Source organism: Streptomyces sp. NPDC054757, from assembly GCF_053612185.1.
Genome location: NZ_JBSHBW010000019.1, coordinates 82,510 through 105,684, shown reverse-complemented (window position 1 = coordinate 105,684; position 23,175 = coordinate 82,510). Strand labels below are relative to the sequence as shown.

Annotated in this window: 22 protein-coding genes and 1 pseudogene; 17 read left to right on the top strand and 6 right to left on the bottom strand. The window is 71.1% G+C overall.

The features are described from left to right. The first annotated feature begins 18 nt into the window (after positions 1-18). The 8 genes from lepB to ACWGKJ_RS22255 all read left to right on the top strand — a co-directional run bounded on the left by lepB (position 19) and on the right by ACWGKJ_RS22255 (position 6,671). A complete protein-coding gene (lepB, locus tag ACWGKJ_RS22290) occupies positions 19-768 on the top strand; it encodes a signal peptidase I (RefSeq protein WP_385021741.1) in 750 nt (249 codons plus the stop codon). Beyond that, complete coding sequence (locus ACWGKJ_RS22285; protein ID WP_385021744.1) at positions 758-1,246, top strand: NUDIX hydrolase; 489 nt, start codon at positions 758-760, stop codon at positions 1,244-1,246. Before lepB ends, ACWGKJ_RS22285 begins: the two co-directional genes overlap by 11 nt. 55 nt (positions 1,247-1,301) lie before the next feature. Beyond that, on the top strand, positions 1,302-1,610 hold the full coding sequence (locus ACWGKJ_RS22280) for a DUF2469 domain-containing protein (protein WP_003965949.1): 309 nt from the start codon (positions 1,302-1,304) through the stop codon (positions 1,608-1,610). A 231-nt stretch (positions 1,611-1,841) separates the two neighbouring features. Beyond that, positions 1,842-2,201 carry a YraN family protein gene (locus ACWGKJ_RS22275; protein ID WP_385021747.1) on the top strand — a complete coding sequence of 120 codons (360 nt, stop codon included), beginning with the start codon at positions 1,842-1,844 and terminating at the stop codon, positions 2,199-2,201. After that, complete coding sequence (locus ACWGKJ_RS22270) at positions 2,201-3,823, top strand: YifB family Mg chelatase-like AAA ATPase (RefSeq protein WP_385021750.1); 1,623 nt, start codon at positions 2,201-2,203, stop codon at positions 3,821-3,823. Before ACWGKJ_RS22275 ends, ACWGKJ_RS22270 begins: the two co-directional genes overlap by 1 nt. After that, a complete protein-coding gene (gene dprA, locus ACWGKJ_RS22265; protein ID WP_385021753.1) occupies positions 3,820-4,995 on the top strand; it encodes a DNA-processing protein DprA in 1,176 nt (391 codons plus the stop codon). The genes ACWGKJ_RS22270 and dprA overlap by 4 nt, the downstream gene beginning before the upstream one ends. Before the next feature lie 208 nt (positions 4,996-5,203). Then, the gene (gene whiG / locus ACWGKJ_RS22260) at positions 5,204-6,040 is read left to right on the top strand and encodes an RNA polymerase sigma factor WhiG (RefSeq protein ID WP_356832688.1); all 837 of its coding nucleotides are present in this window, start codon (positions 5,204-5,206) and stop codon (positions 6,038-6,040) included. Between the two features lie 73 nt (positions 6,041-6,113). Continuing rightward, complete coding sequence (locus ACWGKJ_RS22255) at positions 6,114-6,671, top strand: TetR/AcrR family transcriptional regulator (RefSeq protein WP_385021769.1); 558 nt, start codon at positions 6,114-6,116, stop codon at positions 6,669-6,671. A gap of 386 nt (positions 6,672-7,057) precedes the next feature. Here ACWGKJ_RS22255 and ACWGKJ_RS22250 read toward each other — a convergent pair. Beyond that, positions 7,058-7,711, bottom strand: a pseudogene (locus ACWGKJ_RS22250) (M23 family metallopeptidase); the annotation flags it as partial. A 276-nt stretch (positions 7,712-7,987) separates the two neighbouring features. Here ACWGKJ_RS22250 and rpsB point away from each other — a divergent pair. The 9 genes from rpsB (at position 7,988) to ACWGKJ_RS22205 (ending at position 17,946) form a co-directional block, all read left to right on the top strand. Then, positions 7,988-8,923, top strand: coding sequence for a 30S ribosomal protein S2 (rpsB, locus tag ACWGKJ_RS22245; RefSeq protein WP_453315799.1), 936 nt, complete (start codon positions 7,988-7,990; stop codon positions 8,921-8,923). A gap of 93 nt (positions 8,924-9,016) precedes the next feature. Beyond that, positions 9,017-9,853: a translation elongation factor Ts gene (gene tsf / locus ACWGKJ_RS22240; RefSeq protein ID WP_385029745.1), complete on the top strand. Its 837-nt coding sequence runs from the start codon at positions 9,017-9,019 to the stop codon at positions 9,851-9,853. Positions 9,854-10,010: 157 nt separating this feature from the next. Continuing rightward, a complete protein-coding gene (gene pyrH / locus ACWGKJ_RS22235) occupies positions 10,011-10,793 on the top strand; it encodes a UMP kinase (protein ID WP_385029742.1) in 783 nt (260 codons plus the stop codon). A gap of 167 nt (positions 10,794-10,960) precedes the next feature. Then, the gene (frr, locus tag ACWGKJ_RS22230; RefSeq protein WP_164266826.1) at positions 10,961-11,518 is read left to right on the top strand and encodes a ribosome recycling factor; all 558 of its coding nucleotides are present in this window, start codon (positions 10,961-10,963) and stop codon (positions 11,516-11,518) included. Next, on the top strand, positions 11,518-12,618 hold the full coding sequence (locus ACWGKJ_RS22225; RefSeq protein WP_385029739.1) for a phosphatidate cytidylyltransferase: 1,101 nt from the start codon (positions 11,518-11,520) through the stop codon (positions 12,616-12,618). The genes frr and ACWGKJ_RS22225 overlap by 1 nt, the downstream gene beginning before the upstream one ends. Positions 12,619-12,720: 102 nt before the next feature. Continuing rightward, positions 12,721-13,827, top strand: coding sequence for a 23S rRNA (adenine(2503)-C(2))-methyltransferase RlmN (gene rlmN / locus ACWGKJ_RS22220; protein WP_385029736.1), 1,107 nt, complete (start codon positions 12,721-12,723; stop codon positions 13,825-13,827). Between the two features lie 329 nt (positions 13,828-14,156). After that, entirely contained in the window at positions 14,157-15,236 is a 1,080-nt protein-coding gene (locus ACWGKJ_RS22215; protein WP_385029754.1) for a thiamine ABC transporter substrate-binding protein, read from the top strand. 71 nt (positions 15,237-15,307) lie between these two features. Continuing rightward, a complete protein-coding gene (locus tag ACWGKJ_RS22210) occupies positions 15,308-16,921 on the top strand; it encodes an ABC transporter permease (RefSeq protein WP_385029751.1) in 1,614 nt (537 codons plus the stop codon). Then, positions 16,921-17,946, top strand: a complete 1,026-nt coding sequence (locus tag ACWGKJ_RS22205) for an ABC transporter ATP-binding protein (protein ID WP_385029733.1) — start codon at positions 16,921-16,923, stop codon at positions 17,944-17,946. Before ACWGKJ_RS22210 ends, ACWGKJ_RS22205 begins: the two co-directional genes overlap by 1 nt. Positions 17,947-17,976: 30 nt before the next feature. Here the strand turns inward: ACWGKJ_RS22205 and ACWGKJ_RS22200 are convergent, their stop codons facing one another. The 5 genes from ACWGKJ_RS22200 to ACWGKJ_RS22180 form a co-directional block, all read right to left on the bottom strand. Continuing rightward, a complete protein-coding gene (locus ACWGKJ_RS22200) occupies positions 17,977-19,083 on the bottom strand; it encodes an LOG family protein (protein ID WP_385029730.1) in 1,107 nt (368 codons plus the stop codon). Positions 19,084-19,109: 26 nt separating this feature from the next. After that, positions 19,110-20,237 (bottom strand): hypothetical protein, encoded by a 1,128-nt coding sequence (locus tag ACWGKJ_RS22195; RefSeq protein WP_385029727.1) that lies wholly within the window; start codon positions 20,235-20,237, stop codon positions 19,110-19,112. Beyond that, positions 20,219-20,956 carry an ABC transporter ATP-binding protein gene (locus ACWGKJ_RS22190; protein ID WP_385029724.1) on the bottom strand — a complete coding sequence of 246 codons (738 nt, stop codon included), beginning with the start codon at positions 20,954-20,956 and terminating at the stop codon, positions 20,219-20,221. The genes ACWGKJ_RS22195 and ACWGKJ_RS22190 overlap by 19 nt, the downstream gene beginning before the upstream one ends. Positions 20,957-21,104: 148 nt before the next feature. Further along, on the bottom strand, positions 21,105-22,466 hold the full coding sequence (locus ACWGKJ_RS22185) for an aspartate aminotransferase family protein (protein WP_385029721.1): 1,362 nt from the start codon (positions 22,464-22,466) through the stop codon (positions 21,105-21,107). Positions 22,467-22,468: 2 nt separating this feature from the next. Continuing rightward, positions 22,469-22,972 (bottom strand): Lrp/AsnC family transcriptional regulator, encoded by a 504-nt coding sequence (locus ACWGKJ_RS22180; protein ID WP_385029718.1) that lies wholly within the window; start codon positions 22,970-22,972, stop codon positions 22,469-22,471. Positions 22,973-23,175: the final 203 nt, after the last annotated feature.

Sequence of the window (23,175 nt, the reverse complement as noted above, 5' to 3'; positions counted from 1 at the left end):
ATATGGGGGAGCGCTGGGATGAGCGGAACAGTACGTACGAGTGGCGGCGGTGGCCGGCTCGGCAGTGCGCTGTCGGGTCTGGCCGTGGCCCTCGGCTGCGTGCTCTTTCTCGGAGGGTTCGCCTGGGGTGCGGTGGAGTACAAGCCGTACACCGTACCGACCGACTCGATGACCCCGACCGTGCAGGTGGGGGACCGGGTGCTGGCACAGCGAATAGACAGCAGCGCGGTGCGCCGCGGGGACGTGGTGGTCTTCAAGGATCCCGCCTGGGGCGATATGCCGATGCTGAAGCGGGTGGTGGGAGTCGGCGGCGACGAGGTCGCCTGCTGCGACTCCAGGGGCCGGCTCACGGTGAACGGCAAGGGGATCAACGAGCCGTATCTGAAGGCCGATTCGTTCTCCGGGGGCCGGGCATCCGCGACCGCCTTCACCGTGAAGGTGCCCGAGGGCCGGCTCTTCCTCCTCGGTGACGAGCGCACCAACTCGATGGACTCCCGTGTCCACCTCCAGGACGCCGACCACGGCTCGGTACCGCGCTCGACGGTGTCCGCGCGGGTGGACGCCATCGCCTGGCCGCTGAGCGGCGGGACCATCGAACGCCCGAAGGGTTTCGCGGCGCTGCCCGGCGGGGTCTCGCAGCCCGGACCGCTGAAACTGGTGGTGGCGGCTGTGCTGGCCGGGATCGTGCTGATCCTGGGCGGTTGCGTCTACGGACCGGTCGCCCGGCGGCGGGGCCGCAGCCGGAAGGTGACCGCCGATGTCGGCTGAGCTGCGCAGGGTCGCACGCGTCATCCTGCTCGATCCGGCCGACCGGGTGCTGCTGATGCACGGGTTCGAGCCGGATGATCCGACACGCACCTGGTGGTTCACGCCCGGCGGGGGCGTCGAGGCGGGGGAGACCGACGAGGAGGCCGCGCTCCGCGAGGTACGGGAGGAGACCGGCATCGACACGGTCGAACTCGGCCCTGTGCTGTGGACGAGGGTGTGCTCCTTCCCGTTCGACGGGCGGCGGTGGAACCAGGACGAACAGTATTTTCTGGGTCGAACCACTCGGACGGCGACCGCCATGGACGGGCTGACCCCGCTGGAGCAGCGGAGTGTCGCGGGGCTGAGGTGGTGGACTTCCGCCGAACTGTCCGCGACGCGTGAGACGGTGTACCCGACCAGGCTCGCCGGGCTGCTGCGCACGCTGCTCGACGAGGGTCCCCCGGCTGCACCGGTGGTCCTGGCCCCGGAAATCGTCTAGGGGCGCAGGCGGGCGGCGCACAATAGGGGGACGCACGGCTGAAGGGGAACATGCCATGAGCGCCGAGGACCTCGAGAAGTACGAGACCGAGATGGAGCTGAAGCTCTACCGGGAGTACCGCGACGTTGTCGGCCTGTTCAAATATGTGATCGAGACCGAGCGGCGCTTCTACCTCACCAACGACTACGAGATGCAGGTGCACTCAGTACAGGGCGAGGTCTTTTTCGAGGTGTCCATGGCTGATGCCTGGGTCTGGGACATGTACAGGCCGGCCAGGTTCGTCAAGCAGGTACGCGTACTGACCTTCAAGGATGTGAACATCGAGGAGCTCAACAAGAGCGATCTCGAACTTCCGGGTGGCTGAGGTCGTCCCGGTCGGCTGACTTCTTGTGAGTGGCTGAGCTCTTGCCGGCCGACTGAGCTTCTGCCAGGCCGCTGGGCTCTTGCAGGTACCCGCGTCTGTGCGGGTGCCTGCGCTTTTATGCGTGGCCGCGGCTCTTCCGGGTGACCGGGTTTTCCACAACCGGCGAGTAGTCCACCAAGATCCACACGGTGGCGGCCCGGACGGCAGAGTCGGTGCCGGAGGTGGTGCCGGATGAACGCACGGGGGGCACTCGGGCGGTACGGCGAGGAACTGGCGGCAAGGACGCTGGCCGGGTCCGGAATGACCGTCGTCGAGCGGAACTGGCGGTGCAGGTCGGGCGAGATCGACATCGTGGCGCGCGACGGCGACGCGCTGGTCGTCTGTGAGGTGAAGACCCGCAGAGAAGGCGCCTTCGAGCATCCGATGGCCGCGGTCACCCCGGTCAAGGCCGACCGGCTCAGACGTCTCGCCGAGCGCTGGCTCGCGGCGAACGGCGGGCCGCCGCCCGGCGGGGTGCGGATCGATCTCATCGGCGTGGTGCTGCCCAGGCGCGGTGCGCCGCTGGTCGAGCACGCACGGGGGGTGGCCTGATGGGTTTCGCCCGTGCGTGTTCGGTCGCGCTGGTCGGCGTGGACGGTGTGGTGGTGGAGGTCCAGGCGGACCTCGAACCGGGAATCGCCGCCTTCACGCTGGTGGGGCTGCCGGACAAGAGCCTGGTCGAGAGCCGGGACCGGGTCAGGGCCGCCGTGGTGAACTCGGGCGCGGAGTGGCCCCAGAAGAAACTCACGGTGGGGCTGAGCCCCGCATCGGTACCGAAGAGCGGCAGTGGCTTCGATCTGGCCGTCGCCTGCGCCGTCCTGGGGGCCGCCGAGCGCGTCGACCCGAGGGAGATCGCCGACCTGGTGCTCATCGGGGAGCTGGGGCTCGACGGCCGGGTCAGACCGGTGCGCGGCATTCTGCCCGCCGTGCTGGCGGCGGCCGAAGCGGGATACCGCCGGGTCGTGGTCCCCGAGCAGACCGCGGGGGAGGCGTCACTCGTGCCGGGCGTCTCGGTGCTCGGGGTGCGGAGTCTGCGGCAGCTCATCGCGGTGCTGAGCGGTGAGCCGGTCCCCGACGAGGCGCCCGCCGCACAGGGGCGGCCGGACTCGATGCTGGCCGGTCTGATGGTGCCGGGCGCCGGGGCCGGCACCGGGCTCGCCCTGGGCGGGGGGACCGGTGCGGGGGCCGACCTCGCGGACGTGGCGGGGCAGCCCGCCGCCAGAAAGGCGCTGGAGGTCGCCGCGGCCGGGGCCCACCATCTGCTGCTGCACGGGCCTCCGGGCGCGGGCAAGACCATGCTGGCCGAGCGGCTTCCCGCGATCCTGCCACCGCTGAGCAGACACGAGTCGCTGGAGGTGACCGCGGTCCACTCGGTGGCCGGCATCCTCCCGCCGGGCGAGCCACTGATCGGCACCGCTCCGTACTGCGCGCCGCACCACTCCGCGACCATGCAGTCGCTGATCGGCGGCGGCAACGGCCTGCCCCGGCCGGGAGCCGTGTCCCTGGCCCACCGCGGTGTGCTCTTTCTCGACGAGGCACCCGAATTCTCCGTCCGGGTCCTCGACGCGCTGCGCCAGCCGCTGGAGTCCGGGCACGTGGTCGTCGCGCGCAGCGCGGGGGTCGTGCGGCTGCCCGCGAGATTCCTGATGGTGCTGGCCGCCAACCCCTGCCCCTGCGGCAGGCACACGATGCACGGCTCGGGGTGCGAATGCCCGCCGTCGGCGGTCCGGCGCTACCAGGCCAGACTCTCCGGACCGCTCCTCGACCGGGTGGACCTCCGGGTCGAAGTGGAGCCGGTGCGCCGCTCCGACCTGATGGGACAGGGCGATGCGGGCGAATCGTCGGCGGCCGTTGCCGCACGGGTGCGGGAGGGCCGGGAACGGGCCGCGAAGCGGCTGGCCGGCACGGAGTGGAGCACCAACAGCGAGGTGCCCGGCCATGAGCTGAGGACCCGCTGGACGGCCGCGCCCGGAGCGCTCGCGGTGGCCGAGCGTGAGATGGAGCGCGGGCTGCTCACCGCCCGCGGTCTCGACAGGGTGCTGAGGGTGGCCTGGACGGTCGCCGATCTGGCCGGCCGGGACCGGCCCGGCGCCCAGGATGTCGGGCTCGCTCTCCAACTGCGTACCGGCGTGGACCGGGGGGCGCTGCTCGCCGCCGGGAAGGACCACGGATGAGTACGGGTGCGGGGCCGGGCGGTGACGAGCGGCTGGCACGGGCCGCGCTGACCCGGGTCCTTGAGCCGGGCGACGAGCCGGGCGGACGGTGGCTGCGCGAACTGGGCGCCGTGGAACTGTGGCGGCGGCTGCGTACCGTGGCGGGCGGCGGGGATGCCGTCTTCCCCGGTATGAGCGCCAGGCGGCTCGCCGGATACCGGTTGCGGGCGGCGGCGGCGCGGCCGGATCAGGACCTGCGGGACGCGGACGCGGGGGGCGGACGGTTCGTCTGCCCGGGGGACCAGGAGTGGCCGGGACAGCTCGACGACCTGGGGGACGCGCGGCCGATCGGGCTCTGGGTGCGGGGACGGCCCCAGCTGAGGATATGGGCGCTGCGATCCGTCGCCGTGGTCGGCGCCCGTGCCTGTACGGCCTACGGCGCGCATATGGCGGCCGCACTGGGCTCGGGCCTCGCCGAGCTCGGCTGGGTCGTGGTGTCGGGCGCCGCGTTCGGTGTCGACGGGGCCGCTCATCGCGGCGCGCTCGCCGCGGGCGGGGCCACCATCGCGGTGCTGGCCTGCGGAGTCGACACGGTCTACCCGCGCGGTCACGCCGAGCTGATCGGGCGGATCGCGGAACAGGGGCTGCTCATCGGCGAGTTGCCACCGGGGGACCATCCCACGCCCAGCCGCTTCATCCTCCGCAACCGGGTGATCGCCGCCCTCACCCGGGGGACCGTGGTCGTCGAGGCCGAGTACCGCAGCGGCTCACTGGCCACCGCGCGCAGCGCCCAGAAGCTGGGCCGCTACACGATGGGGGTCCCCGGGCCGGTCACCAGCGGGCTCTCGGCCGGGGTGCACGAGTTGCTGCGCGGCGGCGGCGTCCTGGTCACGGATGCGGCCGAAGTCGCCGAGCTGGTAGGGAACATCGGCGATCTGGCACCCGGCAGACACGGCCCCGTCCTGCCCAGGGACCTGCTCGGTCCGGCCGCCGCCCGGGTGTTGGAGGCACTTCCGGGCCATGGCGTGACGGACGCACGCGAGGTGGCCCGTGAGGCGGGGACGACCGCCGACGAAGCGCTCGCCAGGCTGTACGAACTCCACTCGTTGGGGTTCGTTGAACGGCGAAGTGAAGGATGGCAGTTGGTGCCGGGGGCGCCACAGATCGCAGGCGCCCGGCGAGGCGATGCTTGACCTGGGGCAATCGGGTGAAAAGGTGATGTCCCAGCCTCGGCGGGGGCCTTCCGGCATCACCTCCGGGACACCGCCCGCGTGAGGGCGTCGCACAGGTGCCATGACGCACTCATTGCGCCCTGCAATGCTTCAGTCACGCTACGCTCACAAGGAATCCGGCTCAAAACAAGTCCTACGCAGGTCCCAGCAGAACGGCTCAAGGCAACGAATGCCCCAGCACACGTCCGGTTCCGACCGCGCGGCAGCGCCACCGGCGGCACGTGGCCATATCCGGCCCCCCGCGCCGTCGTCGCTCGATGAGCTGTGGCGGTCGTACAAGTCGACGGGCGACAAGCGGCTGCGCGAGCAGCTGATCCTGCACTATTCGCCCCTGGTCAAGTACGTCGCCGGCCGGGTCAGCGTGGGGCTGCCGCCCAACGTCGAGCAGGCCGACTTCGTCTCCTCCGGTGTCTTCGGACTGATCGACGCCATCGAGAAGTTCGACATCGAGCGGTCCATCAAGTTCGAGACCTACGCGATCACGCGGATCCGCGGCGCGATGATCGACGAACTCCGCGCGCTCGACTGGATCCCCCGCTCGGTCCGGCAGAAGGCCCGCGCTGTCGAGCGTGCCTACGCCACGCTGGAGGCCCAGCTGCGCCGCACGCCCTCCGAGGCCGAGGTCGCGGCCGAGATGGGCATCGCGGTGGAGGAACTGCACGCCGTGTTCAGCCAGTTGTCACTGGCCAACGTGGTGGCCCTGGACGAGCTCCTGCACGTCGGCGGTGAGGGCGGCGACAGGCTGAGCCTGATGGACACCCTGGAGGACACCGCGGCGGACAACCCGGTCGAGCTGGCCGAGGGCCGCGAGCTGCGCCGGCTGCTGGCCCGTGCCATCAACACTCTCCCGGACCGGGAGAAGACCGTGGTCACGCTCTACTACTACGAGGGCCTGACCCTGGCCGAGATCGGCCATGTCCTCGGAGTCACCGAGAGCCGGGTCAGCCAGATCCACACCAAATCCGTCCTGCAGCTGCGCGCCAAGCTCTCGGACGTCGGACGCTGATCCCGCAGGCGAATCGTCCCTGCCCGGAGTGGGTCCGTAAAGTGACCCCGTGCCCAGGATTCGAGCGGCCTCCGTGGCCGAACACCGAACCATGCAGCGCGGCGCCCTGCTGGACGCCGCCCGCACCCTCCTCTCCGAAGGCGGTACGGAGGCGCTGACCTTCCCCGCCCTCGCCGAGCGCACCGGACTCGCGCGCTCCTCCGTGTACGAGTACTTCCGCTCACGCGCCGCCGTGGTGGAAGAGCTCTGCGCCGTCGACTTCCCGGTCTGGGCTGCGGAGATCGAGTCCGCGATGGAGCGGGCTCCTGACCCCGCGGGCAAGGTCGAGGCGTATGTCCGCCAGCAGCTCGCCCTGGTCGGGGACCAGCGGCACCGGGCCGTGGTGGCCATCTCCGCGGGGGAACTCGACGCGGGCGCCCGGGAGAAGATCCGTGCCGCGCACGGCGGTCTCATCGCGATGATCGTCGAGGCGCTCGAAGCCCTGCGTCACGAGCACCCGAGGCTCGCGGCGATGCTGCTCCAGGGGGTGGTGGACGCGGCGGTGCGGCGTATCGAGGCGGGTTCGTCCGAGGACCCCGCCGTGGTGGCCGACGCTGCCGTCGCGATGGCACTGGGCGGCGTCCGGGGCTGAGCCCCACCGGTCCCGGACTTGTGCCGTCCCCGGGCCGCCGTCGTCGCCGGGGCCCCTGTGACGGACCCCTGTGGTCTCCGGGAGCTGTCGCCTACCGGGCGCGCTGTGGTCCCCGGGCGGGCTGCGATCTCCGGGCGCGCCGTGGTCCCCGGGCGGGCTGCGATCCCCGGGCTTGCTGAGGTCTCTGGGAGGGCTCCGATCTTCGGACTCGCTGTGGTCCGCGGGCTCCCCGTGATCTCCGGGCTCCCTCTGATCTCCGGGATCCCGAACACCGGCAGCAGTCTGGACGGTCCCCGGTGCAGCAGTCCGGGTGGGAGCAGCGACAGCGGGTTCAGATAGTGGTCACCGTGCAGCAGTCCCCAGTGGAGGCAGCCCGACGGGCAGTGGGACGGTCCGCTCTCCCGTACGGCGACCGGCCGGCCTGCGGTGACCTCGTCCCCTTTCCGGACGAGCGCCCGGACCGGTTCGTACGTCGTGCGCAGGGACGTGCCCGACACCGCGAGGGTGAGCACCCCTTGCCCCGCCACCCGCCCCGCGAACGTGATCCGGCCGGAAGCGGCGGCCAGGACCGGTGTGCCGGCGGGGGCGGCCAGATCGACCCCGCGGTGGCCCGGCCCGTAAGGAGAGGCGGGAGGATCCCAGCCGTGGACGATCCGCGGGCGGCCTGCCAACGGCCAGCTGCGGTCGCCGTGGTCGGCGGCCGGTAAGGGCGCGGGCCTCGGCGCCGGCTCGGTGAGCGCCGCCGTGACCGTGGTCGTGGCCGTGGTTCTCGCCGACAACGGCGACGACGGCGACTGCGACGGCGTGGACGGCCGTGAGTACACGGCGCTCGAATGCCAGGAGGGCACCGCGGCCGAGTACCCGGAGCACAACGCCGGGACGGCGGCCGACAGCAGTACGCACACCACCGCGAACAACCCGGCCAGCCATGTGTTCCGGCCCTGGCGTCTCACGTTCGGGGCGTTACGGTCCGGGCAGAAGCGGTGCAGGGCGTTCGGCCGGCGGGCGCCGTGGCCCGGGGCGGTCTCGTTCAGGCGCATGGGGAAACCGTCCCCCGTCGCACGGATCCGCGGGGATCATGGCCGGTATCTGTGGACCACCAGGCGGTTGTGGATATCGCCGTCACCCGGCGCTCACCGGGTCCCGTACACTTCTGGTGGCGATCCGGGTCACCGGGTCGACTTCGCACGCCCCCCATCACCCCATCAGCGGTCGATGGACGCGCCTCTCGGTCCCTCGTGGCACGGCGCGTGTGGGCGTCAGGCGCGACAGCAAACCTGCGGTCGCGACAACCGAGTACATCAAGGAGTACGGCCATGGCCGTCGTCACGATGCGGGAGCTGCTGGAGAGCGGCGTCCACTTCGGTCACCAGACCCGTCGTTGGAACCCGAAGATGAAGCGCTTCATCTTCACGGAGCGCAACGGCATCTACATCATCGACCTGCTCCAGTCGCTGTCGTACATCGACCGCGCCTACGAGTTCGTCAAGGAGACCGTCGCGCACGGCGGCTCCATCATGTTCGTGGGTACCAAGAAGCAGGCCCAGGAGGCCATCGCCGAGCAGGCGACGCGCGTGGGCATGCCCTACGTCAACCAGCGCTGGCTCGGCGGCATGCTGACCAACTTCTCCACCGTCTACAAGCGCCTTCAGCGTCTGAAGGAGCTTGAGCAGATCGACTTCGAGGACGTGGCCGCCTCCGGCCTCACCAAGAAGGAGCTCCTGGTCCTCTCGCGCGAGAAGGCCAAGCTGGAGAAGACCCTCGGTGGTATCCGCGAGATGCAGAAGGTGCCCAGCGCCGTCTGGATCGTCGACACCAAGAAGGAGCACATCGCCGTCGGTGAGGCGCGCAAGCTCCACATCCCGGTCGTCGCGATCCTCGACACCAACTGCGACCCCGACGAGGTCGACTACAAGATCCCGGGCAACGACGACGCGATCCGCTCCGTCACCCTGCTCACCCGCGTGATCGCCGACGCCGCCGCCGAGGGCCTCATCGCCCGCTCCGGCGCTGCGACCGGCGACCAGAAGCCGGGCGAGAAGGCCGCCGCCGAGCCGCTCGCCGAGTGGGAGCGTGACCTGCTCGACGGTGAGAAGAAGGACGGCGCCGAGGTCGTCCAGACCTCTGCCGAGACCGAGAAGGTCGCGGACGCCGAGGCTCCGGTCGCCGAGGCCGCCACCGAGGCCCCGGCCGCTGAGGCCCCTGCCGCCGAGGCGCCCGCCGCTCCGGCCGCGGACGCCGAGCAGGCCTGACCCTCACCGGTCCGGTAGTCGACGGCGGAGGCCTCCGGGCCTCCGCCGTCCACCCGTAAGATCTTTCAGACTTCGAGAGAGAATTTCACGATCATGGCGAACTACACCGCCGCTGACGTCAAGAAGCTCCGCGAGCTCACCGGCGCCGGCATGATGGACTGCAAGAAGGCGCTCGACGAGGCCGACGGCAGCGTCGACAAGGCCGTCGAGGCGCTCCGTATCAAGGGCCAGAAGGGCGTCGCCAAGCGCGAGGGCCGCTCCGCCGAGAACGGCGCCGTCGTCTCCCTCATCGCCGACGACAACACCTCCGGTGTCCTGGTCGAGCTGAAGTGCGAGACGGACTTCGTCGCCAAGGGTGACAAGTTCCAGGCCGTCGCCAACGCGCTCGCCGCTCACGTCGCCGCGACCTCCCCGGCCGACATCGCGACGCTCCTCGCGTCCGAGATCGAGGCCGGCAAGACCGTGCAGGCGTTCGTCGACGAGGCCAACGCCAACCTCGGCGAGAAGATCGTCCTGGACCGCTTCGCGCAGTTCTCCGGCGTCTACGTCACCTCGTACATGCACCGCACCATGCCCGACCTGCCCCCGCAGATCGGTGTCCTGGTCGAGCTGGACAAGGCCGACGCCGAGCTCGCCCGCGGCCTCGCGCAGCACATCGCCGCCTTCGCGCCGAAGTACCTGGACCGCGAGGACGTCCCGGCCGAGGTCGTGGAGGCCGAGCGCCGCGTCGCCGAGGAGACCACGCGCGCCGAGGGCAAGCCCGAGGCCGCCCTCCCGAAGATCGTCGAAGGCCGGGTCAACGGCTTCTTCAAGGAGGCCACGCTCCTGGGCCAGCCGTACGCGCTGGACAACAAGAAGTCCGTCCAGAAGGTTCTGGACGAGGCCGGTGTCACCCTGAAGCGCTTCTCGCGCATCAAGGTCGGCATCTGAGTCTGTACGCGATCCACCGAAGACCCCGATAGGGTCTGACGCAGCCGCCCGGGTCCGCGCCGGACGGCCGCAGATCTGACGAGGAGGCCATTGCCGCACAGGGAACCGCAAGGACCCCCGGCAATGGCCTTCTTCGTATGCGCACGAGGAGATCTCCATGGAACAGGCCGACAGGAACGCCGGCAAAGCCGACGACGGCAGTACCGGCGACGGCAAGAGGCACGGCCGCTTCATGCTGAAGCTGTCGGGTGAGGCCTTCGCCGGCGGCGGCGGCCTCGGCGTCGACCCCGACGTCGTGCACGCCATCGCCCGCGAGATCGCGGCGGTCGTCAGGGACGGCGCCGAGATCGCCGTCGTCATCGGCGGCGGCAACTTCTTCCGCGGCGCCGAACTCCAGCAGCGCGGCATGGACCGGGCACGCTCCGACTACATGGGCATGCTCGGTACGGTCATGAACTGCCTCGCCCTCCAGGACTTCCTGGAGAAGGAGGGCATCGACTCCCGCGTCCAGACCGCCATCACCATGGGGCAGGTCGCGGAGCCGTACATCCCGCTGCGCGCCGTCCGCCACCTGGAGAAGGGACGCGTCGTCATCTTCGGTGCGGGCATGGGCATGCCGTACTTCTCCACCGACACGACCGCGGCGCAGCGTGCCCTGGAGATCGACGCCGAGGCGCTGCTCATGGGCAAGAACGGGGTGGACGGGGTCTATGACTCCGACCCGAAGAAGAACCCCGACGCGGTGAAGTACGACGCGCTGGAGTACAGCGAGGTACTGAACCGCAACCTCAAGGTCGCCGACGCTACGGCCATCACCCTCTGCCGTGACAACAGCCTGCCGATCCTCGTCTTCGAGCTGCTGGCCTCGGGCAATATCGCGCGGGCCGTCAAGGGTGAGAAGATCGGGACTCTTGTGAACGACCAGGGCACCCGGGCCTGAGAACCGGGGACTGGCCGCTCAGGAGAGCCGAGGGGCCACGCGGTCACGAGGCCGAGAGGCCAACAGGACCGACAAGAACCTGCCGGTCGGACACCGGTCAGGGCAAGACGCGGGTTTACTCCAGGGCCTGAGAACGCGGGCCCACTCAAGACATGCAGGAGCAAGTGGTGATCGAAGAGACCCTCCTCGAGGCCGAGGAGAAGATGGAGAAGGCCGTCGTGGTCGCCAAGGAGGACTTCGCCGCGATCCGCACCGGCCGTGCGCACCCGGCGATGTTCAACAAGATCGTGGCGGAGTACTACGGCGCGCTGACCCCGATCAACCAGCTCGCCTCGTTCTCCGTGCCGGAGGCCCGGATGGCTGTGGTGACCCCGTTCGACAAGACCTCGCTGCGCAACATCGAGCAGGCGATCCGCGACTCGGACCTCGGCGTCAACCCGAGCAACGACGGCAATATCATCCGGGTGACGTTCCCCGAGCTGACCGGTGAGCGCCGCAAGGAGTACATCAAGGTCGCCCGGACCAAGGCCGAGGACTCCAAGATCTCGATCCGCTCCGTCCGCCGCAAGGCCAAGGAGACGATCGACAAGATGATCAAGGACGGCGAGGTCGGCGAGGACGAGGGCCGCCGTGCCGAGAAGGAGCTCGACGACACCACCGCGAAGTACGTCGCGCAGGTGGACGAGCTGCTCAAGCACAAGGAAGCCGAGCTGCTCGAGGTCTGATGAACGACTCTTCCTGGGGTGCCCCGCAGAGCGGCCACCCCGTCGGGGAATGGCGACCCGCCCCCGACCAGGGCGCTGTCCCGGCGGGTCCCGCGTACGGCGAGCATGAAGTTGAGCAGACTCGGCCCATGCCCATCGTGCCCGACGCAGGCGGAGAAGCCGAGGACGGCGGCCGTGGCCCCCACGGCCCCGCCGACCACTTCCGGGGGGCCGCTCGCCCGAGTGGCCCCCCGGTCCGTGACGAGATGCCGCAGGAGCCCATGCCAGCCCCGCCGCCTCCGCAGAAGAAGAAGGCCGGCCGCGATCTGCGTTCGGCGATAGGGGTCGGTCTCGGTCTCGGCGTGGTGGTGATCGCCTCCCTCTTCATCTGGAAGGCCGCCTTCGTCATCGTGATCGCCGTCGCGGTGGTCGTCGGCCTCTGGGAGCTCACCTCCCGGCTCGGTGAGCGCAAGGGCATCAAGGCGCCGCTGGTCCCGCTCGCGGTGGGCGGCGCCGCCATGGTCGTCGCCGGGTACGCGTGGGGCACCGAGGGCGCCTGGATCGCCATGGCGCTCACGGCGCTCGCCGTCCTGGTCTGGCGGATGGCCGAGGCGCCCGACGGCTACCTCAGGGATGTCACGGCCGGTGTGTTCGCCGCGTTCTACGTGCCGTTCCTCGCGACCTTCGTGGCGCTGCTGCTCACCGCCGACGACGGGCCGTGGCGGGTGCTGACGTTCCTGGTGCTGACCGTGGTCAGTGATACGGGTGCGTACGCGATCGGCTGGCGCTTCGGCAAGCACAAGCTCGCACCGCGCATCAGCCCGGGAAAGACCCGCGAGGGCCTGTTCGGAGCGGTCAGCTTCGCGATGGTGGCGGGCGCCCTCTGTATGCACTTCCTGATCGACGACGGGCAGTGGTGGCAGGGTCTGCTGCTCGGCCTCGCCGTCGCGGCCAGCGCCACCCTGGGCGACCTGGGCGAGTCCATGATCAAGAGGGATCTCGGGATCAAGGACATGGGCACACTGCTGCCCGGCCACGGCGGGATCATGGACCGGCTGGACTCCCTGCTCCCCACCGCGCCCGTCGTCTGGCTGCTGCTGGTGCTCTTCGTCGGGTCCTGAGACCGGAGAGCTACCCGTCCGACCTGCGTCTTCACCGGAGGGAGGGCCGTCGTCCACAGGGCGGCGGGCCCTCCCTCCGGTGTCTGCGACACTGGATGGACCATGCCTAAGCCCGGAGAACTCACTTTCGTCGCGCCCCGCGGAGCCAAGAAGCCCCCGCGCCACCTCGCCGACCTCACGCCAGCCGAGCGCAAGGACGCCGTGGCCGAGACCGGCGAGAAGCCGTTCCGTGCCAAGCAGCTGTCGCAGCACTACTTCGCGCGGTACGCCCACGACCCCGCCGAGTGGACCGACATCCCGGCCGCCTCGCGCGAGAAGCTGCGGGAGGCGCTGCTCCCCGACCTGATGAGCGTGGTGCGTCACATCAGCTGTGACAACGACACCACCCGTAAGACGCTCTGGAAGCTGCATGACGGCACGCTGGTCGAGTCGGTGCTGATGCGCTACCCGGACCGGGTCACGATGTGTATCTCCTCGCAGGCCGGCTGCGGTATGAACTGCCCCTTCTGCGCCACCGGCCAGGCCGGTCTCGACCGCAATCTCTCGACGGCCGAGATCGTGCACCAGATCGTCGACGGCATGCGCGCGCTGCGTGACGGCGAGGTGCCCGGCGGGCCCGCGCGGCTCTCCAACATCGTCTTCATGGGGATGGGCGAGCCCCTCGCCAACTACAAGCGGGTGGTCGGCTCGATCCGGCGGCTGACCGACCCCGAGCCGGACGGCCTCGGGCTGTCGCAGCGCGGGATCACCGTGTCCACGGTCGGCCTGGTGCCCGCGATGCTGCGCTTCGCCGACGAGGGCTTCAAGTGCCGCCTCGCGGTCTCGCTGCACGCCCCGGACGACGAGCTGCGCGACACCCTCGTCCCGGTGAACACCCGGTGGAAGGTCCGTGAGGTGCTGGACGCGGCGTGGGAGTACGCGGCGAAGTCCGGCCGCCGGGTCTCCATCGAGTACGCGCTCATCCGCGACATCAACGACCACGCCTGGCGCGGCGACCGGCTGGGACGGCTGCTCAAGGGGAAGCCGGTCCATGTCAATCTGATCCCGCTCAACCCGACACCGGGCTCCAAGTGGACCGCCTCCAGGCCGGAGGACGAGAAGGCGTTCGTCGCGGCCATCGCCGCCCACGGGGTTCCCGTGACCGTACGGGACACCCGCGGCCAGGAGATCGACGGAGCGTGCGGGCAGCTGGCGGCCGCCGAGCGGTAGCGCCCGGCCCGGTCACGGTCACCGCCCGGTCGCCGAGCGGTAGTGCCCGTGGCGCCGAGGGAGGGGCCGTGTAACGTGGGCGGCACATTTTCATATTCCGACAGGGGAGCGCCACAGCGCTGAGAGTGCGGCCACGCCGCAGACCCTCTGGACCTTGCCCGGGTCATTCCGGGTAGGAAGTTCGGTCACTACTCAAGCTGTTCAGCCCTGCCCGCTTCCCGTGGGCAGGGCCGCGTCTCTTCCTGGATGTCCCATCCCAGGAGGAATCAGTGAGCACCACCAAGCGGGCGCGTGAGTCCGGCAGAACGCCGAGCACCCGAAAGCCCGGCATCACCAGGCCGGCCGCGACCGCGCTGGCCGCCGCGCTGGGCGTCACGGCGCTCGCCGCCTGCGGGAGTTCCGGCGACTCCGGTTCGGACGCCGGGAGTTCGAAGGTCGTGACGCTCGTCAGCCATGACTCCTTCGCCGCGTCTCCCGCCGTACTCAAGGAGTTCACCAAGGAGACCGGCTACACCGTCCACGTCCTCAAGAGCGGGGACGCCGGTGCCGCGCTCAACCAGGAGATCCTGAGCAAGGGCTCCCCGCGCGGCGACGTCTTCTTCGGCGTCGACAACACCCTGCTGTCCCGGGCCCTGAGCAACGGCCTCTTCACGCCGTACCGGGCCAAGGGCCTGGACCAGGTCGAGCCCGCCGCCCAGCTCGACGCCGGAAAGCACCGGGTCACGCCCATCGACAGCGGCGACCTCTGCGTCAACTACGACAAGAAGTACTTCGCGGACCACGGCATCGCCCCGCCCCACAGCTTCGACGACCTGATCAAGCCCCAGTACAAGAACCTCCTCGTCACCGAGAACGTGGCCACCTCCTCACCCGGGCTCGGCTTCATGCTCGGCACGGTCGCCCGGTACGGCAACGACGGCTGGCAGGCGTACTGGAAGAAGCTCAAGGCCAACGGCGTCAAGGTCGACGACGGCTGGGAGCAGGCGTACAACAACGACTTCTCCGGCTCGGCCGGCGGCAGAAAGGCCAAGGGCGACCGGCCGCTCGTCGTCTCGTACGCGTCGAGCCCGCCCGCCGAGGTGCTGTACGCCAAGCCGCAGCCGAAGACCGCCCCGACCGGCGTGGCCACCGCCACCTGCTTCCGGCAGACCGAGTTCGCCGGGCTCCTCGACGGCGCGAGGAACGCGGCGGGCGGCAAGGCGCTGATCGACTTCCTCATCAGCAAAAAGTTCCAGGAGGACATGCCGCTCAACATGTTCGTTGACCCGGTGGTGAACGGGGCGAAGGAGCCCGCGGTCTTCACGCGGTTCGGCGCGAAGGTCGGCCACCCCGAGACGGTCGCACCGGGCACAATCGCCAAGAACCGTGATCAGTGGGTCAAGTCGTGGTCCTCGATCGTCCTGAAGTAGCCACCCCGCCGCACGCCGGGCCGTCCGCGCGGGGGACGGCCCGGCGCGGGACCGCGGTGCGGCTCGCGCTGATGGCCGTGCCCGCCGCCTTCTTCGCGGTCTTCTTCGCCTACCCGGTGGCAGCAATCGTCGGCCGGGGCCTCAGGGCGGGCGGCTCGTGGCAGCTGGGGCGGTTCGGTGAGGTCCTCGACCGGCCCGACATCCTGCACGTCCTGTGGTTCACCACCTGGCAGGCGTGCGCGTCGACCGGGCTGACGCTGCTGATCGCGCTCCCCGGCGCCTATGTCTTCGCCCGCTTCGACTTCCCCGGCAAGCAGCTGCTGCGCGCGGTGGCGACGGTGCCGTTCGTGCTGCCCACCGTCGTCGTCGGGACGGCCTTCCTCGCGCTGCTCGGCCGCGGCGGGTTGCTCGACCAGCTGTGGGGCGTACGCCTGGACACCACCGTCTGGGCGATCCTGCTCGCGCACGTCTTCTTCAACTACGCGGTGGTCGTACGGACCGTGGGCGGCCTCTGGTCGCAGCTCGACCCGCGCCAGGAGGAGGCCGCGCGGGTGCTCGGCGCCTCCCGGTTCGCCGCCTGGCGGCGGGTGACTCTGCCCGCACTGACGCCCGCCCTCGCGGCGGCCTCGCTGATGGTCTTCCTCTTCACCTTCACCTCCTTCGGTGTGGTGCAGATCCTCGGCGGACCCACCTTCTCCACGCTGGAGGTGGAGATCTACCGGGAGACCGCCGAACTGCTCGACCTGCCGACGGCCGCCGTGCTGACCCTGGTGCAGTTCGCCGCGGTCGGGGCGATCCTCGCGCTGCACGCCTGGACCGTGCGGCGCCGGGAGAGCGCGCTGAGCCTCGTCGACCCGGCGCTCACCTCGCGCCGTCCGGCGGGCACGGGCCAGTGGACGCTGGTCGGCGGGGTGCTCGCGGTGATCGCCGTACTGATCCTGCTGCCCCTGGGGGTACTGGTCGCGCGCTCGCTCGACGGGCCCGGGGGGTACGGCTTCGCTTTCTACCGGGCGCTCCAGTCGCAGGGGGCGAGCGGTGGAACGTTTCCGGTCCCGCCCCTCGAAGCGGTCTGGAACTCCGTGCGGTACGCCGTGGTCGCGACCGGGATCGCCCTGGTTGTCGGCGGACTCGCGGCCGCCGCGCTCACCCGGCGGGCCGGCCGGCTGGTACGCGGGTTCGACGCCCTGCTGATGCTTCCCCTCGGGGTCTCCGCGGTCACCGTCGGCTTCGGGTTTTTGATCACCCTCGACAGGCCGCCGCTCGATCTGCGCTCGTCCTGGCTCCTGGTGCCGCTCGCGCAGGCGCTGGTGGGGGTGCCCTTCGTCGTACGCACGATGCTGCCGGTGCTGCGCGCCGTGGACGGGCGGCTACGGGAGGCGGCTGCGGTGCTCGGGGCCTCGCCGCTGCGGGCCTGGCGCGAGGTGGACCTGCCGCTGGTGCGCAGGGCGCTGCTGGTCGCCGCCGGGTTCGCGTTCGCCGTCTCGCTGGGGGAGTTCGGGGCGACCGTCTTCATCGCGAGGCCCGACAACCCGACGCTCCCGGTCGCGGTGGCGCGGCTGCTCGGGCGGGCAGGTGAGCTCAACTACGGGCAGGCGATGGCCCTTTCCACGATCCTGATGCTGGTGTGCGCCGTATCGCTGCTGGTGCTCGAACGCGTCCGTACCGACCGCTCTGGAGAGTTCTGATGCTGCAACTGGACGGTGTGACGGTCCGCTTCGGGCAGCGGACGGCGCTGGACGCGGTGGACCTGTCGGTCGCCGAGCACGAGACGGTCTGTGTGCTCGGGCCGAGCGGGAGCGGCAAGTCGACGCTGCTGCGGGTGGTGGCGGGGCTGCAGCCCGCTTCCGCCGGGCGGGTGCTGCTCGACGGCGCCGAGCAGGGCGGGGTGCCGGCGCACCGGCGCGGAGTGGGTCTGATGTTCCAGGACCACCAGCTCTTCCCGCAGCGTGATGTGGCGGGCAATGTGGCCTTCGGGCTGCGGATGCGGTCCGTTCCCCGGGCCGAACAGGCGCACCGGGTCGAGGAGTTGCTGGAGCTGGTCGGGCTGCCCGGTGCGGGGCGGCGCGCGGTGGGCGCGCTCTCCGGCGGCGAGCAGCAGCGCGTCGCGCTCGCCCGCGCGCTGGCCCCGCGCCCGAAACTGCTGATGCTCGACGAGCCGCTCGGCCAGCTCGACCGCAGTCTGCGCGAACGTCTCGTCGTCGAACTGCGCGCTCTCTTCGGCCGGTTGGGTACGACGGTGCTCGCCGTCACCCACGACCAGGGTGAGGCGTTCGCGCTGGCCGACCGGGTCGTGGTGATGCGGGACGGGCGGATCGCCCAGACCGGGACCCCGCTGGAGGTCTGGCAGCGGCCGGCCTCGGAGTTCGTGGCACGGTTCCTCGGCTTCGACAACGTGGTGCCCGCGACGGTCACCGGCCGGGCTGCCGACACCCCCTGGGGCAGGATCCCGGTGCCGGACGGCTCGGCGCAGGGGGAGGGCCTGCTGCTGGTGCGGCCCGCGGGGGTGCGGCTCGCGGCGCCGCAGGAGGGGCTGCGCTGCACGGTGGAGGCGCGCACGTTCCGGGGCAGTCATGTGGCCGTACGGCTGCGCCCGGAGCACGGGCCGCAACTGGAGGCCGAGTGTCCGCTGCTGACGGCGCCGGACGCGGGCGAGGCGGTGGGGGCGGTCTTCCAGGAGGCCGATGTGGTGCTGCTGACCGCGGAGGAGTGAGGGCGGCCCCCGGAGCCCGGCCCGGGTCCGTCAGAAGCCCATCCGGGCCAGTGCGTCGGGCGCCTCGTCGACCGTGTCGACCAGGGCGATACGTGACTCCATCGGCCGGCCCTTGGCCAGCGCCCTGAGCAGCGGCCAGGCAGGCAGGTCCTCGGTCCAGTGGGCGCGGTCCACCAGGACCATCGGGGCCGGTCCGCCGTGCGAGCCGTAGTAGTTCGGGGTCGCGTTGTCGAAGATCTCCTGGACGGTCCCGGCGGCACCGGGCAGGAAGACCACGCCCGCGGTCGAGCGGGCCAGCAGCCCGTCCTCGCGGGTGGCGTTGGCGAAGTACTTGGCGATGTGCCCGGCGAAGGCGTTCGGCGGCTCATGGCCGTAGAACCAGGTGGGGATACCGACGGAGTCCCCGCCGTCCGGCCAGCGTCCGCGCACCTCGAAGGCCGCGTCCGCCCAGTCGGAGACGGACGGGTCGAACGACGGTGTCTTGCCGAGGAGTTCGAGCGCCTCGTCCAGCATCCCGTCGCGGAAGGGCGCCGCGTACGCACCGAGGTTGGCGGCCTCCATGGCGCCGGGCCCGCCCCCGGTGGCGACGGTCAGACCGGAGCGGGCGAGCGTACGGCCCAGCCGCGCCGCCCCCGCGTACCCGGCCGTGCCGCGGGCCATGGCGTGACCGCCCATGACGCCCACCACCCGTGCGCCGTCGAGGTGTTCGTCCAGCGCGTCCGACATTGCGTCGTCATGGAGGGAGCGCAGCATCGAGGCGAATATGTCGCCGTCGTTCCCGGTCCGCCGGAACCAGGCGTACGCGCGGGCGTCCGGGGTGGCGTCGTAACCGCCGTCGTCCAGGCCCGCGAACAGCTCGTCCGCCGAGTACAGCAGCCCGCGGTACGGGGCGAAGGGCAGACCGGGGACGGTCGGGAAGACGAGTGCGCCGGCCGCGCCCACCGCGGATTCGGCCTCGGGCGCCATAGGGCAGCCGAGGAAGACCGCGCCCGCCGTGTCCGCGGTGAGCAGTGTCTCCGTACGGCCCGTCAGGTCGACGGCCTGAACGCGGTAACCGCCGAGCGGCCCCCGGGCAGCGGCCCGGTGGAACGCGTCCAGGGTCTCGATCTCGCGGTCACGCTCAGGTGTGGTGGGCATCCGGTCATCGTAGGGGTGCGGCCCTCTCACCCGGACAGGGGTGTCGCGGCGAGCACCGCGACACCCCAGGTCACCGGGGCGAACGCCACCAGCAGGGCGGCCACGCGCAGCACGGCGGCCGACCGTGCCAGCCCCGCGGGGGCGAAGCCGCGCACCAGCGCGGCGGTCGTCGCCGCGCGGTCCTGACGGGCCTCGACCGTGACGCTGAGCAGCGTGGCCGCCGAGCAGGCCACCACGAGCGAGGCGGCCAGCAGGGGCAGCGGACCGGCGAACCGGGAGCCCGCGCCGTGCAGTGAGACGGCGACGGCCCCCGATGCCACCGCGCAGCACACCCCGAGCGGCCGGCCGATCCGGGCCGAATCGGCCTGGAGCACCCGGCCCGCGAGGAGGCGTACGGCCCCGGGCCGTACGGACTGCAGAACCCGCCCGCACAGATGGGCCAGCGCGGGAGCCGTGACGGCCAGCCCCAGCGCGGTCAGGGACCAGCCGGCCGCCACTACCGCGTGGCCGCTGCCGAAGCGGCCAGGGACCGGCAGCGCCGCACCGCCGGACCTGGCCCTTCCGTACGCCTCGGCCGCCAGGCCCGCCAGGATCAGCAGGGTCCCCCCGGTGAGCCCCCGCGGGCCTGAGCCCTCGGGCACCGGCCTGCGCCGCCGCACCGCGCAGGCGCTGCTCACCGCGGCGGCGACCGGGACCGCGGCCAGCAGGAGCAGAGCCGCGGGCAGCGGAAGCGGGCCGCCTGCCCCCGGCACCCGGGGGGCGGCTCCGTGGAACCGCACCTCACCGGCGCCGTGCCGCAGATGTGAGAAGAGGAGCAGCGCCACCGCGCTGCCCAGTGCGCAGGTCAGCGCTGCCGACACCGCGGACAGGACGGCGCGCCCGGCCGTCCCGAGCCCGGCGGCCGCTGCCCCGCGACTCGGGCGGATGCCCGGATCGGTACGGGCCACCGCCGCCGCGAGACGCACCGTCGCCGCCAGCGGGACCAGGCACCCCAGCAGCCGCAGCCCCGCTCCGGCCGTGCGCGCCGGGTGCCCCACCGCGTAACCGAGCGCACAGAGCAGCAGCAGCCCCACACCGGCCGACGCCACGGCGACCAGCAGTCTGCGCAGCAGGATGAGGGGTCCGGAACCGCGGGCTAGACGGAGAGCGAGCACGCGGAGCGCCCCTCGTCGCCGATGGCACCCGGGCCGTCGAGTGAGGCGGTGAGCCGGCCGTCCCTGAGCATGACCGTGCGGTCGGCGCAGGCGGCGACCTCGGGGTCATGGGTGGCGAGCACGACGGTGATCCCGTGCGAACGGGCCGCCGCGACGAGCGTGCGCAGCAGCCGGATGCCCTCCGCTCCCCGCAGCACGGCCGTGGGCTCGTCGGCGAAGAGCACCGCGGGCCCGGCCGCCAGCGCGCGGGCGACGGCGACCCGCTGGCGCTGCACCTGGAGCAGGGCGTGCGGGCGCTTGCCGGTGTACGCGCCCAGGTCGAGCCGCTCCAGCCACTGGACAGCCGTGTGCTTGGCGGCGCGGTGCGGAGCACCGGTCAGCAGCAGCGGCAGGGCCGTGTTCTCCCAGGCCGTCAGTTCGGGTACGAGCAGGGGCTCGGGGTCGATCCAGCTGAACCGGGAGACCCGCAGCCGCTCGCGTGCCACCCGGCCCAGGGTGTGCACGGGGCTGCTGTTGAACCACACCTCGCCCTGCTGGGGAACGAGCTGGCCCGACAGGCAGCGCAGCAGCGTGGTCTTGCCGCTGCCGCGCGGGCCGAGCACCGCGAGGATCTCCGCGTCGCGCACGCCGAGCGAGACACCGGCGAGCGCGGGCGAGCCGCTGTGGGAGTAGTGCGCGGAGCGCGCCCAGAGCACGTCGTTGTCCGGTGGGGCCACCATGGCGAGCACACCTCGGTTCGGTTCCGATGGGTCACTGGGCACCGTAGGGACTCGGGACCTTGGTGCGCGGACAGCACGCGGCCCGGCCGCACCCGTGTCCACTCGTACGGGTGCGGCCGGGCCGCGTCGCTGCTGGGCAGGGGTGCGGTCAGATCTTGGCCCAGGCCTCGGTGAGGACCCCGCGCAGGATCGACTCGATCTCGTCGAACGTCGACTGGTCGGAGATCAGCGGCGGCGCGAGCTGGACGACCGGGTCGCCGCGGTCGTCGGCCCGGCAGTACAGACCGGCCTCGAAGAGGCCCTTGGAGACCGCGTTGTAGAGGATGCGCTCGGTCTCGTCCTCGTTGAAGGTCTCCTTGGTCGCCTTGTCCTTGACCAGTTCGATGCCGTAGAAGAAGCCGTTGCCCCGGACATCGCCGACGATCGGCAGGTCGGTCAGCTTCCGCAGCGTCGAGTAGAAGGCGCCCTCGTTGTCGAGGACGTGCTGGTTGAGGCCCTCGCGCTCGAAGATGTCGAGGTTGGCGATGCCGACAGCGGCGGAGACCGGGTGGCCGCCGAAGGTGTAGCCGTGCAGGAAGGTGTTGCCGTCGCGGTAGAACGGCTCGGCCAGCCGGTCGGAGACGATGCAGGCGCCTATCGGGGAGTAGCCCGACGTCATGCCCTTGGCGCAGGTGATCATGTCCGGCACGTAGTCGAACTTGTCGCACGCGAACATCGTGCCGAGTCGGCCGAAGGCGCAGATGACCTCGTCCGAGACGAGCAGCACGTTGTACTTGTCGCAGATCTCGCGCACGCGCTGGAAGTAGCCGGGCGGCGGCGGGAAGCAGCCGCCGGCGTTCTGCACCGGCTCCAGGAAGACGGCGGCGACCGTCTCGGGGCCCTCGAAGAGGATCTCCTGCTCGATCTGGTCGGCGGCCCAGCGGCCGAAGGCCTCCGGGTCGTCGCCGTGGATCGGGGCGCGGTAGATGTTGGTGTTGGGGACCTTGTGCGCACCGGGCACCAGCGGCTCGAAGGGGGCCTTGAGGCCCGGAAGGCCGGTGATGGACAGGGCACCGGCCGGGGTGCCGTGGTAGGCCACCGCGCGGGAGATGACCTTGTACTTCTGGTGGTTGCCGGTGAGCTTGTGGTACTGCTTCGCCAGCTTCCAGGCGGTCTCGACGGCCTCGCCGCCGCCCGTGGTGAAGAAGACCTTGTTGAGGTCGCCGGGCGCGTAGTTCGCGAGCCGCTCGGCCAGCTCGACGGCCTTCGGGTGGGCGTACGACCAGATCGGGAAGAAGGCCAGCTCCTGGGCCTGCTTGTAGGCGGTCTCGGCCAGCTCGTGGCGGCCGTGGCCGGCGTTGACCACGAACAGGCCGGAGAGACCGTCGAGGTAGCGCTTGCCCTTGTCGTCGTAGATGTAGGTGCCCTCGCCACGCACGATGGTGGGAACGGGCGCGTTCTCGTACGACGACATGTCCGTGAAGTGCATCCACAGGTGGTCGTACGCGGTCTGGCTCAGGTCCTTGGTCATGACTATCGGGTGCCCCACTGGTAGGTCTGTTTCTTCAGCTTGAGGTAGACGAAGCTCTCGGTCGCCCGCACCCCCGGAAGCGCGCGGATCCGTTTGTTGATCAGGTCGAGCAGGTGGTCGTCGTCCTCGCAGACGACCTCCACCATCAGGTCGAAGGAGCCCGCGGTCATCACCACGTAGTCGACCTCGTTCATGGTGGCCAGCGCGTCGGCGACCGGGTCGAGATCGCCCTCGACCGTGATGCCGACCATGGCCTGGCGCCGGAACCCCACGGTGAGCGGGTCGGTGACGGCGACGATCTGCATGACGCCCTGGTCCTGGAGTTTCTGCACCCGCTGGCGGACGGCCGCCTCGGAGAGGCCGACGGCCTTCCCGATAGCGGCGTACGGCCGCCTGCCGTCCTGCTGGAGCTGTTCGATGATCGCCAGGGAGACGGCGTCGATCGGGGGGGTGCCGTTCCCGTTTCTGGAATCTGCGCTGCGACTGGCCACGCCCACACTGTGCATGAGGTCTCGCCCGTCATGCAAGCCCGGAGCGATGTAATTCGTTGTCGAAAGCTATTTTGGGAACTGAATCCGAAGTTCCGGGTGGCTGGGTATGTCGAAAGCGTCGGCTTTGCGATTAGGGTGGTGTCTCACCCATCGGGACATCCGCCGGGCATCACCGGGCACCGTCCGTCGGGACATATCCATCGGGCATCGGAGAGGGA

Excerpts from the sequence above, each read along its gene's own strand:
- whiG (WP_356832688.1), top strand. The coding sequence starts at position 5,204 with ATGCCCCAGCACACGTCCGGTTCCGACCGCGCGGCAGCGCCACCGGCG.
- ACWGKJ_RS22275 (WP_385021747.1), top strand. The coding sequence starts at position 1,842 with ATGAACGCACGGGGGGCACTCGGGCGGTACGGCGAGGAACTGGCGGCA.
- pyrH (WP_385029742.1), top strand. The coding sequence starts at position 10,011 with ATGGAACAGGCCGACAGGAACGCCGGCAAAGCCGACGACGGCAGTACC.
- ACWGKJ_RS22205 (WP_385029733.1), top strand. The coding sequence starts at position 16,921 with ATGCTGCAACTGGACGGTGTGACGGTCCGCTTCGGGCAGCGGACGGCG.
- lepB (WP_385021741.1), top strand. The coding sequence starts at position 19 with ATGAGCGGAACAGTACGTACGAGTGGCGGCGGTGGCCGGCTCGGCAGT.
- rpsB (WP_453315799.1), top strand. The coding sequence starts at position 7,988 with ATGGCCGTCGTCACGATGCGGGAGCTGCTGGAGAGCGGCGTCCACTTC.
- ACWGKJ_RS22280 (WP_003965949.1), top strand. The coding sequence starts at position 1,302 with ATGAGCGCCGAGGACCTCGAGAAGTACGAGACCGAGATGGAGCTGAAG.
- tsf (WP_385029745.1), top strand. The coding sequence starts at position 9,017 with ATGGCGAACTACACCGCCGCTGACGTCAAGAAGCTCCGCGAGCTCACC.
- dprA (WP_385021753.1), top strand. The coding sequence starts at position 3,820 with ATGAGTACGGGTGCGGGGCCGGGCGGTGACGAGCGGCTGGCACGGGCC.
- ACWGKJ_RS22180 (WP_385029718.1), bottom strand. The coding sequence starts at position 22,972 with ATGCACAGTGTGGGCGTGGCCAGTCGCAGCGCAGATTCCAGAAACGGG.
- ACWGKJ_RS22225 (WP_385029739.1), top strand. The coding sequence starts at position 11,518 with ATGAACGACTCTTCCTGGGGTGCCCCGCAGAGCGGCCACCCCGTCGGG.
- rlmN (WP_385029736.1), top strand. The coding sequence starts at position 12,721 with ATGCCTAAGCCCGGAGAACTCACTTTCGTCGCGCCCCGCGGAGCCAAG.
- ACWGKJ_RS22190 (WP_385029724.1), bottom strand. The coding sequence starts at position 20,956 with ATGGTGGCCCCACCGGACAACGACGTGCTCTGGGCGCGCTCCGCGCAC.
- ACWGKJ_RS22270 (WP_385021750.1), top strand. The coding sequence starts at position 2,201 with ATGGGTTTCGCCCGTGCGTGTTCGGTCGCGCTGGTCGGCGTGGACGGT.
- ACWGKJ_RS22200 (WP_385029730.1), bottom strand. The coding sequence starts at position 19,083 with ATGCCCACCACACCTGAGCGTGACCGCGAGATCGAGACCCTGGACGCG.
- ACWGKJ_RS22285 (WP_385021744.1), top strand. The coding sequence starts at position 758 with ATGTCGGCTGAGCTGCGCAGGGTCGCACGCGTCATCCTGCTCGATCCG.
- ACWGKJ_RS22210 (WP_385029751.1), top strand. The coding sequence starts at position 15,308 with ATGGCCGTGCCCGCCGCCTTCTTCGCGGTCTTCTTCGCCTACCCGGTG.
- ACWGKJ_RS22185 (WP_385029721.1), bottom strand. The coding sequence starts at position 22,466 with ATGACCAAGGACCTGAGCCAGACCGCGTACGACCACCTGTGGATGCAC.